The sequence below is a fragment of the Achromobacter maghribensis genome (genome assembly GCF_057334215.1).
Window position 1 is genome coordinate 37,670 of sequence record NZ_JBHFII010000032.1, and the last position, 10,214, is coordinate 47,883.

The 10,214-nt window shown below is 65.7% G+C and carries 9 protein-coding genes; all 9 read left to right on the forward strand.

What is annotated here, in order from left to right; translation table 11 throughout:
• Positions 1 to 132: 132 nt before the first annotated feature.
• The 9 genes from ACE039_RS13520 to ACE039_RS13560 all read left to right on the forward strand — a co-directional run bounded on the left by ACE039_RS13520 (position 133) and on the right by ACE039_RS13560 (position 10,103).
• The gene (locus ACE039_RS13520) at positions 133 to 1,053 is read left to right on the forward strand and encodes a branched-chain amino acid ABC transporter permease (RefSeq protein ID WP_105560344.1); all 921 of its coding nucleotides are present in this window, start codon (positions 133 to 135) and stop codon (positions 1,051 to 1,053) included.
• On the forward strand, positions 1,053 to 2,018 hold the full coding sequence (locus ACE039_RS13525; protein ID WP_105560336.1) for a branched-chain amino acid ABC transporter permease: 966 nt from the start codon (positions 1,053 to 1,055) through the stop codon (positions 2,016 to 2,018). The genes ACE039_RS13520 and ACE039_RS13525 overlap by 1 nt, the downstream gene beginning before the upstream one ends.
• Entirely contained in the window at positions 2,015 to 2,791 is a 777-nt protein-coding gene (locus tag ACE039_RS13530) for an ABC transporter ATP-binding protein (protein ID WP_105560337.1), read from the forward strand. The genes ACE039_RS13525 and ACE039_RS13530 overlap by 4 nt, the downstream gene beginning before the upstream one ends.
• On the forward strand, positions 2,791 to 3,495 hold the full coding sequence (locus ACE039_RS13535; RefSeq protein ID WP_105560345.1) for an ABC transporter ATP-binding protein: 705 nt from the start codon (positions 2,791 to 2,793) through the stop codon (positions 3,493 to 3,495). Before ACE039_RS13530 ends, ACE039_RS13535 begins: the two co-directional genes overlap by 1 nt.
• 230 nt (positions 3,496 to 3,725) lie before the next feature.
• On the forward strand, positions 3,726 to 5,714 hold the full coding sequence (gene siaA, locus ACE039_RS13540) for a biofilm regulation protein phosphatase SiaA (protein WP_485822597.1): 1,989 nt from the start codon (positions 3,726 to 3,728) through the stop codon (positions 5,712 to 5,714).
• 23 nt (positions 5,715 to 5,737) lie between these two features.
• Positions 5,738 to 6,277: a biofilm regulation protein kinase SiaB gene (gene siaB, locus ACE039_RS13545; RefSeq protein WP_105560338.1), complete on the forward strand. Its 540-nt coding sequence runs from the start codon at positions 5,738 to 5,740 to the stop codon at positions 6,275 to 6,277.
• Between the two features lie 38 nt (positions 6,278 to 6,315).
• Positions 6,316 to 6,693 carry a biofilm regulation phosphoprotein SiaC gene (gene siaC, locus ACE039_RS13550; RefSeq protein WP_105560339.1) on the forward strand — a complete coding sequence of 126 codons (378 nt, stop codon included), beginning with the start codon at positions 6,316 to 6,318 and terminating at the stop codon, positions 6,691 to 6,693.
• On the forward strand, positions 6,690 to 7,487 hold the full coding sequence (gene siaD, locus ACE039_RS13555; protein WP_448708606.1) for a biofilm regulation diguanylate cyclase SiaD: 798 nt from the start codon (positions 6,690 to 6,692) through the stop codon (positions 7,485 to 7,487). The genes siaC and siaD overlap by 4 nt, the downstream gene beginning before the upstream one ends.
• Before the next feature lie 39 nt (positions 7,488 to 7,526).
• Positions 7,527 to 10,103 (forward strand): sensor domain-containing protein, encoded by a 2,577-nt coding sequence (locus ACE039_RS13560; protein ID WP_485811867.1) that lies wholly within the window; start codon positions 7,527 to 7,529, stop codon positions 10,101 to 10,103.
• The last annotated feature ends 111 nt before the right edge of the window (positions 10,104 to 10,214 follow it).

Here is a 10,214-nt window from a genome sequence, read left to right on the forward strand (position 1 = left end):
GGCCCCCCGCGACCCCGCTTGGGCGGGCGTCTCCTGCGCTGCGGAGGATGAGCCGCGTTATGCATAACCAGGTGGTTTGGTGATTTGGCCGCGAGAGACGCCATCGGCGATTTGCGGCAGGGGGAAGGATTCATGACGTTTACGCTGATCGTCGAGCAATTGCTGAACGGTCTCCAGTTTGGGTTGATGTTGTTTTTGATCGCGGCCGGGCTGACCCTGGTGTTCGGCATCATGGACATCATGAATCTGGCTCACGGCTCGCTCTACATGGCCGGCGCCTACGTCGCCGCCGAGACCATGCAGCGCACCGGGTCCTTCACCGCCGCCGTGCTGGTGGCGGCCGTCGCCACCGGCCTGGTCGGCGTGGCGCTGGAACTGACGCTGATCCGCCGCCTGGCGCTGCGCGACCACCTGGCCCAGGTGCTGGGCACCTATGCCGTCATCCTGATCGCCAATGACCTGGTCAAAATGATCTGGGGCCCCGCGCCCGTCATGCTCAACATGCCGGCCGTGCTGTCCGGCCCGGTGCGGCTGCTGCCCGACCTGCTGTACCCCGCCTACCGCTTGATGATCATCGTGTTCGGCGTGGCCGCCGCCGCGGGCCTGTACTGGTTCGTGACGCGCACCCGCGCCGGCGTGCTGGTGCGGGCCGGCGCTTCCAATCGCCAGATGGCCACGCTGATGGGCGTGCGCGTGCCGCTACTGTTCCTGGGCGTCTTCGTGCTGGGCGCCATGCTGGCCGCGGTGGCCGGCGCGCTGTTGGGGCCCATCACCTCGGTGCAGGTCGGCATGGGCGAAGAAATCCTGATTCTGGTGCTGGTCTGCATCGTGATCGGCGGAATCGGGTCGATCCGCGGCGCCTTCGTGGGCGCCTTGCTGGTGGGCATGGTGGACACGGCGGGGCGGGCGTTCCTGCCGATGCTGCTGCGCCAGGTCTTTTCTCCGGCGGTGGCCTCCAGCGTCGGGCCGACGCTGGCCGCCATCGCCATCTATGTATTGATGGCGGCTGTGCTGGTGTTCCGGCCCTCCGGCCTGTTTCCGGCGCGGGGTTGATGATGAGAACCACACTCTGGACCGTGGTCCTTCTGGCGGCGCTGGCGGTGTTCCCGCTGGTGGCGCCGGCGCTGGGCCTGGACTTCTATATTTCATTCGTCCGCCGCGTGCTGATCTACGCACTGGCGGCGACCAGCCTGAACCTGATCCTGGGTTACGGCGGCATGGTGGCGTTGGGGCATGCGGCGTTCTTCGGCGCGGGCGCCTACGCGGTGGGCATCCTGGCGATGTCGGGCATCACCTCGGCGCTGGTCGTCTGGCCGGTCGCCATGCTGCTGGCGGGCGTGCTGGCATGCATCACGGGGGCGATCTCGCTGCGCACCCGTGGGGTGTACTTCATCATGATCACGCTGGCGTTCGCGCAGATGCTGTTCTACATCTTCATTTCGCTGCGCCAGTATGGCGGCGAAGACGGGTTGAACCTGCCGGGCTATTCCACCTTGCCGGGCATCGACCTGTCCCATGACGTCAGCTTCTATTACCTGGTGCTGGTGCTGTTCGCGCTGATCATGTGGGGGTTCAGCCGCGTGGTGTCCTCGCGTTTCGGCACGGCGTTGCAGGGCATCCGCGAGAACGAATCGCGCATGGAATCCATGGGCTACCCCGTCTACCGCATCAAGCTGGCGGCTTTCACGCTAAGCGGCGCGGCGGCAGGCCTGGCCGGCGCGCTGCTGGCCAACCACAATCTGTTCATCTCGCCCAGCCTGATGCACTGGACGCAGTCCGCCAACCTGCTGATCATGGTGCTGGTGGGCGGCATCGGCCTGCGCTGGGGCGGCGTGGCCGGCGCGGTGGTGATGCTGACGCTGGAAGAAGTGCTGCGCCTGTGGACCGAATACTGGCACCTGCCATTGGGCGTGCTGCTGCTGTGCGTGGTGTTCGGCGCGCCGCGCGGCCTGGTCGGCCTGTTCGGCCCGTTGTTCGGCGGACGCGCCACGCCTCAATCCGGCAAGGTGGGATCATGAATCCGTCTATCAATGCCACCGCGCCTGCGTTGCAGGCCGCCGGGCTGGTCCGCCGCTTCGGCGCGCTGGTCGCCACCGACAATGTGTCGCTGACGCTCAACCCGGGCGAGATCCACGCCCTGATCGGTCCCAACGGCGCGGGCAAGTCCACGCTGATTCACCTGCTGTCAGGCACGTTGGCCGCGGATTCCGGCACGCTGACGGTGGGCGGGCGCGACGTCACGGGCATGAATGCGCACCAGCGCGTGTCGGCCGGGCTGTCGCGGTCTTACCAGATCACCAATATCTTCAAGCAGTCCAGCGTGCTGGATAACCTGGTGCTGGCGGTGCAGGCCCACGCGGGCAGCAGCTTCCGGTTCTGGAAGCCGCGCGCCGCGGAATCGGCGCTTTATGAACAGGCGCGCGAGCTGGCTCGGGAATGCGCCATCGACGCTGCCCTGCTGGACCGGCCGGCGGGCACCTTGCCGCACGGCGAGCAGCGCAAGGTGGAGTTCGCGCTGGCGCTGGCCGCGCGGCCCAGCGTGTTGCTGCTGGACGAACCCATGGCCGGCATGGGCCCGGACGAGACCGTCCGCCTGACCGAATTGATCGAAACCCTGCGGGGACGGGCCGCCATGCTGCTGGTCGAACACGATATGCAGGCGGTGTTCCGCCTGGCCGACCGCCTGTCGGTGCTGGTGTATGGCCGCGTCATCGCGACCGGCACCCCCGACGAAATCCGCGCCAACCCGGAAGTGCGGCAGGCCTATCTGGGCGACGAGGAGACCGCATGATGCTCACCATCGAATCGGCCCAGAGCGGCTACGGCGCCAGCCAGGTGCTGTTCGGCGTGGACCTGCAGATTGGCGCCGGGCAGGTCGTGACCTTGCTGGGCCGCAACGGCATGGGCAAGACCACGTTGCTGCGCACGCTGTTCGGCCAGTTGCCGCTGCGGGGCGGCAAGATCCATTTCGCGGGCCAGGACATCAGCGGCTGGAGCCCCGACCGCATTGCCCGCGTGGGCGTGGCCATCGTCCCGGAAGGGCGGCAGTGCTTCCCCAATCTGACGGTGCGTGAACACCTGACCGCCTTCGTTGCCGCGCGCAACCCGGATATCGGCGAGCCCTGGACGCCCGAACGCGTGTTCGAACTGTTTCCCAGGCTGGCCGAACGCGCGCGCAACATGGGTAATCAGCTTTCGGGCGGCGAACAACAGATGCTGGCCATTGGCCGGGCGCTGGTCACCAACCCCCGGCTGCTGATCCTGGACGAGGCCACCGAAGGCCTGGCCCCGAAGATCCGCGAAGAAATCTGGAATTGCCTGTCCAGGCTGCGCCAGGCGGGGCAGACCATCCTCGTCATCGACAAATATGTCGAAAGGTTGCTAAGCCTGGCGGACCAGCACGTGATCCTGGAGCGTGGCAAAGTCGTCTGGACGGGCGATTCGCGGGCGCTGGATGCCGACCGCGGCCTATGGGAACGCTATCTTGGCGTGTAGTAATAAAGCCGCAATGGCGCCGGACCGGCTGGTAAAAAATACGATATAAAACGCAATAAATCAGCATATACATTGCTGGGCTGAAACTTAAGGTGTCTGGAGCGCATCCAGACGTTTGCACCTGTTTCAATTGACCCGGCGGTTCTCTACACTTAGCGCGCTTGGCCCCTCTCGAGCCTGCAGGGCGGGCAGGCCCGTCACGTCTTATCAAGCTGTCAGGAAGTGTTCGCATGGCGAAATGGGGTTTGCGCAAAAAATCATTGATGGCGCTGCTGTTGGCATGCGTGATCGCTTTGGCGTCCGCCGCCGTCATCGGCTGGCTGGTGCTGGATGGGGTCAGGGACCACTTCGGGCGGGCATTCGCCGATAACTTCACGCAACTCAACCGGCAACGCATCCTGGCCCCGGTATCGCGCGAACTGGCGTTGTCGCAACGCCTGGCCGATAGCGAAGTCACTCGCCGCTGGTTGCGCAATGAAAGCGATCCGGCCGCCCGCGAGCTCTTCTTCCGCGAAGCCGACGGCTACCGCCGCGATCTGCTGGGCCGCGCCTACTTCATCGCCAGCGCGGCAAGCGGCCACTATTACTTCAACGACGACAAGCCGCTGTCCGAGGCGCCGCGCTACACGCTAAGCCCCGGCGCGGCGGACGACGGCTGGTTCTACGCCACGCTGAAGTCGCCGGCCAAGTACAACATCAACGTCAATCCCGACCTGAAGCTCAAGACCACGAAGGTGTGGATCAACGTGCAGGTGCGCGATGGCGACAAAGTGGTGGCGCTGACCGGCGCCGGCCTGGACGTCGGCGGCTTCCTGCGCGATTTCGTCAACAGCGGCCAGTCCGGCGTGACCCCCATCATCGTCGACCAGGAAGGCGCCATCCAGGCGCACATGGACGCCTCGCTGATTGCCTACAACTCGGGCGCGGGCGGCGGGGCCGACGGCCGGGGCAGGGTGTTCAATCTGTTGGACGACGGGACGAGCCAGGAAGAACTTCGAGCGGCCATGCGTGCGGCCGAGGCCGATCCGCAGTCGGTGCAGTCGGCGTGGGTGAAGATCGATGGCGCACGCCAGCTGGTGTCCGTGGCGTATATGCCCGAGCTGCATTGGCACGTGCTGACGGTCGTGGACCTGGGCGCCGCGCGCGTGCTGGACACCGGCTGGCTGTGGCCCGCGGCGATCGGCCTGGCGGTGCTGTTCGCGGCCATGCTGCTGGGCTTCGGCTACGCCGTCGAACGGCTGATGCTGCGTCCGCTGCGCCGCCTGCAGCAGTCGGCGCGCGCGATCGCCGACGGCAGCTACGACGTGCGCCTGCCCCCGGGCGGACAGGACGAGATCGGCGACCTGAGCCGCGCTTTCGGCGTCATGGCCGACAAGGTCCGCCAGCACACGGCCGAACTGGAATCCAAGGTGCGCGAACGCACCTCCGCGCTGGAAGACGCCAACCGCGCCATGGCCGCCGCGCACAAGAAGATCGGCGACTCCATCGACTACGCCAGCCTGATCCAGCGCGCCATTCTTCCCGACCGCCAACTGACGCAATCCCTGGGCGCGCACCACTTCGTGCTGTGGAAGCCGCGCGACGTGGTGGGCGGCGACTTCTACGTTTTTCGCTCCGATGGCGCCAACTGCCTGCTGGGCATCATGGACTGCGCGGGTCACGGCGTGCCCGGCGCCTTGATGACGATGCTGGCACGCGCCGCCATCGACCTGGCGATCACCGAGGCCGGCCCCGCCGACCCCGCCGGCATCCTGACGCGCACCGACGCGGCCATCCGTGCCATGCTTGCGGATGCGCAACTGCCTCGCGCCCTGGCCACCAACACCGATGCGGGCCTGGTATATATTGACCGCCAGACGGGACGGCTGCGGTATGCCGGCGCGAAGATCAGCCTGTACGCCAGCGATGGCGAGACCTTGCGCGAAATTCCCGGCGGCAGGCGCGCGCTGGGCGACAAGCGTACCGGGGTCTACGAGAATATCGACTTGCAAATGGAGTCCGGCTGGACCTATTACCTGGCGACCGACGGTTTCCTGGACCAGGCGGGCGGCGAGCATGGGTTCGGGTTCGGCAACACGCGTTTCGCGGGCATGCTCAAGAGACACGCGCGGCAGCCGTTAACTGAACAGGCCGCCGCTTTTACGCAAGCGTTGGCCGAATACCAGGGTGCGCGTCCCCAGCGCGACGACATCACCTTGCTGTCTTTCCGTTTCGAATAAACGTTATCAGGGCGGTAACCGCTATGAATGCCTCCGATCTCTATGCACTGGGCGAACGGTTCAATCAGAACCGCACCCTGCTGTGCTTCAACGGGCCGATCTCCCGCAGCCTGATCGAGGAAATCGGCAACGCGCTCAAGAATTACCTGAACGCGGAACATGTGCGGCCGGCCGAAGCGATGGACGTGTTCTCGGTCTACATCGAGATGATCCAGAACATTCGCCAATATGCCGCCGCCAACGGCGACGCCGAGGCTTCGGCCACCGTGGTGATCGGCCGCCGCGACGAAAGCCGCTACGTGGTGTCGGCGGGCAACCTGGTCAAGTCCGACGACGGCCATGCGCTGGTCGCGCGGATCCAGGAACTGGCCGCGCTGGACAAGGCGGCCCTGAAGGCCGAATACAAGACGCAGCTGCACAAGCCGCGCGCCCAAGGCGTGGCCTCGGGCGCGGGCCTGGGCCTGATCGATATCGCACGCCGCGCCGGCGCCCCGCTGGAAGCCAGCCTGACGCCCGCCGCGGAGGAAGGGCACGCGTTCTTCAGCCTGAGCGTCGTGATCTGAAGGCTCCGCGTATCCCCGTATTATTTTCGGAGTATTTGATGAAAGAGCTGAACATTCCCGGGACGCAGTCCACGCCCGCCATCACCGCCGATGCCGCTGCCGGCGTGCTGGCGATGCGCGGCGACTCGTACCCCGAGAATTCCTTTGAACTGTTCGGTCCGGTGATCGAATGGGTCGAGGCTTACCTGCTGGGCACGACCGCCCCGTTGAGGCTGGAACTGGAATTGCTGTACCTGAACACCAGCAGCATCAAGTCCGTCATGGATATCTTTGATGTGCTCGAAGCCGCCCACGGCAAAGGCCGGGAGGTCAGCGTGACCTGGTTCTATGACAAGCGCAATGAACGCGTCGGTGAACTGGCCGAGGAATTCAAGGAAGACTGCACCTTTCCGTTCTCGGTGGTCGGCCGCGAATGAAACCGGGCGCTGCCGAACTGGATCGGCGCATCACCGCGCTGCTGGCGGACCCGGCCTATGACGGCCATCCCTTGCGCGAAGCGCTCGAGGCGCTTTGGCAGCATACGGCCGGGCAAATGGCCCGCATCGAACGCGTGACCCAATTGTCGGACGCCTACCAGTCCATGGCGCACGAGCGCGAACTGGGTCTGTGCGACCAGTTCGACCGGCAGTTGCGCCGCCTGACGCGCATTGCGCGAATTTCCGACCACTATCAGAGCATGATGCGCGATCTGAACGCCGCGCTACAAGAAACCTCCAGCCGCGATCCGTTGACCAGCCTGTTGAACCGGCGCGCCCTGATGGAAATGATCAAGCAGGAAGTCGAGCGCGCGGCGCGCAGTGGCGAGAGCTTTGTCGTGGCCATGCTGGACGTCGACCACTTCAAGGCGGTCAATGACCGCTACGGGCATGAAACCGGCGACCGCGCATTGGTCGAACTTGCCGGCGTGATGGGTGAAAGCCTGCGCGAATACGATTTGTGCGGGCGCTGGGGCGGCGAGGAATTCCTGGTGCTCCTGCCCAACACGCAGCCCGACGCCGCCCAGGGCGTCATGGACCGATTGGTGGGCGCGGTGCGCGGACTGGCGGTGGCGGCCGGCGCGGATGTATTGAGGCTGACGGTCAGTATCGGCATGGCGCATCACCAGTTGGGAGAGACCTTCTCGGAAACGCTTAGTCGCGCGGACCAGGCGCTGTACCTGGCCAAGCAGGACGGACGAGACCGCGTCGCGCTTGGATTTCCAAAGCGCTGAATGAAGCCGGAACAGCTGTATTCCGGTATGGAGCCCCTTATGCTTGATAGTCATGTAAGCGTTTCGAGCGCGGGCCCCGAGGGCGCCGCGTGGCATGTGGGCAATTACCTGACGTCGATGGACCAGGCGCTGTTGCTGTTCGACTTCGACGCAAGCGGCTCGCTGTTGAACGCCAACGCCAATTTCCTGGCCGCCGTGGGGTATACCTCGGAAGAGGCCCTGACGCTGCGTCACGACATGCTGTGCGACAGCATGGACGAAGGCAAAGGCCTTGCCAGCGGAGAACGGATCTGGACCCGGCTGCGCCGGGGCGAACATTTCTCGGGCACCTGCCGCTACCGCAAGAAGGACGGCGGTTCGCTGTGGATAGAAGCCACCTATCTGCCATTGCGGGACGATGGCGGCGACATCGCGCGCATCTCGGTCATTTCGCGCAAGTCCATCGCGGACGCCGAGCGCCAGGAAGAAATCCGCCTGCTGCTGCTGGGCATCAACGAAACCGGTAACGCCGTTGCGGTGTCCGGCAGCGACGGCCGCATCGTCTATGTGAACGACGGTTTCCAGCGCATGCTGGGCTTCGGGCGCGGCGACGCGCTGCACCAGGAGCTGGGCGAATTGCTGGCCGGCGGCCGGCCCGACGGCGGCACCCGCGAGGAACTGGACCGCCGCATCGCCTGCCGCGAGGGTTATCACAAAGACGTGCTTGTCTACGACCGCTGCGGCAAGCCGCTGTGGGTCTCGGTCATGGCCAATTCGGTCTTCGACGACCGCGGTACGCTCGTCAACATCGTCGATGTGCTGACCGACATCACGCCCACCAAGGTGCACGAAGTGCTGCAGCGCCGCGTGCTGCAGGCGATGGTGAACGAGGCCTCGGTGGTCGAGGTCATGAACATGGTGTGCCGCGAAGTCGAACGCCTGGCGCCCGAAGTGGTTGCCACCGTGCTGCGGGTGGACGATGCCGGCCAGCTCAGGCAGTTGGCGGCGCCCAGCATGCCGGCCGCCTACGCCGACGCGCTGGACGGCTTGAAGGTCGGCCCGCAGTCGGGCGCCTGCGGCACCTCGGCGTTCCTGGGCCGTCCCGTCATCGTGCCGGACATCGCCACCGATCCGCTTTGGGACGACTACCGCCATCTGCCGTTGCCAGACGATGTGAAGGCATGCTGGTCGTCGCCCATCAAGTCCAGCGACGGGCGCGTGATCGGCACCTTCTGCTTCTATTTCCGCGAACGCCGGCTGCCTGACGATTTCCACCATCGCCTGGTGGACGTATGCGTTTACTTGTGCGCGTTGGCGCTGGAACGCGAAGAAGCGCGCGCTCGCATCCGCCAACTGGCGTTCTACGACGAGCTGACCGGCCTGCCCAACCGCAACCTGCTGCTGGCGCAAGCCGAGCAGGCCATCGCGCGGGCCGAGCCGGAACGCAAGCGCGTGGCCGTGCTGTTCCTGGACCTGGACCGTTTCAAGCAGGTCAACGACACCCTGGGCCATCCCATCGGCGACGCCTTGTTGCGCGACGTGGCCCAGCGGTTGCGCCGCCTGGCGCGGGCGTCCGACATCGTCGGCCGGCTGTCCGGCGACGAGTTCGTGATGATGATGCCGGACTTCGAACACGGGCGACTGACTGCCGCCGCCGAACACATCCTGGTGGCGCTGGCCCAGCCGTTTTCGGTGGGCGGCGTCACGCTGAACCCGTCGGTCAGCATCGGGATCAGTGTGTTCCCGGAAAACGGGCGCGACATGGACACGCTGCTGCGCCACGCCGACATGGCGATGTACCAGGCCAAGACGGCAGGCCGCAACCGCATTTCGTTCTTCAGCGCCGAAATGAACCGCCAGGCACAAGAACGTCTGGCCCTGGAAGCCGCCCTGCGCGACGCGCTGGAAGCCAAGGCGTTACGCCTGCACTACCAGCCGCAGGTCGGCCTGAAGAACGGTAGCCTGTATGGGGTCGAGGCGCTGGCCCGCTGGCGCCATCCGACGCTGGGCGATATTTCGCCCGCCCGTTTCGTGCCGTTGGCCGAAGAATGCGGCCTGATCGGCGACCTGGGCGACTGGGCGCTACGCGAGGCCTGCTCGCAACTAGCGGTCTGGCGCAGCAACGGTCTGCGCGTGCCATCGGTATCGGTGAACCTGTCAGCCACGAATTTCCACAACCTGAACCTGCCCCGCATGATCGCGGCCACGCTTGCCGAATTCGGCCTGGCGCCGGCCGATCTGATGCTGGAGATCACCGAAGGCGTGGTCCTGGACGCCACCGCCGGCACGCTGCGAACCATCGCGGAACTTCACCGCCTGGGCGTGCGCTTGTCGATGGACGACTTCGGGACGGGATATTCCAGCCTGGGCCACTTGCGGCGCCTGATCGTCGACGAGCTGAAGCTGGATCGCAGCTTTGTGCAGGGATTGGAGAGCGATGACGCAGCGCGAGCATTGACCAGCGCGGTCATCCGGATCGGCGAGAGCCTGAGCCTGCCGGTGGTGGCCGAAGGCGTCGAAAACGAGGAACAGCGGCGATTCCTGATCGAGCAAGGATGTGCGGCGGGACAAGGATTCCTGTTTTCGCCGCCGTTGCCGGCTAAGGATCTGGAGGAGTGGCTTCGGGGGAGAATTTGACTGTGGGGGGGTGTTTGGCTAGGCGTTGAGTTCTTGAGACGCCCGTCACGTCGGCGGCCTGGGGTACGCGGGTCAACGATTGCGGTCCGGAGCCTTCGCTCCGGACTGCCC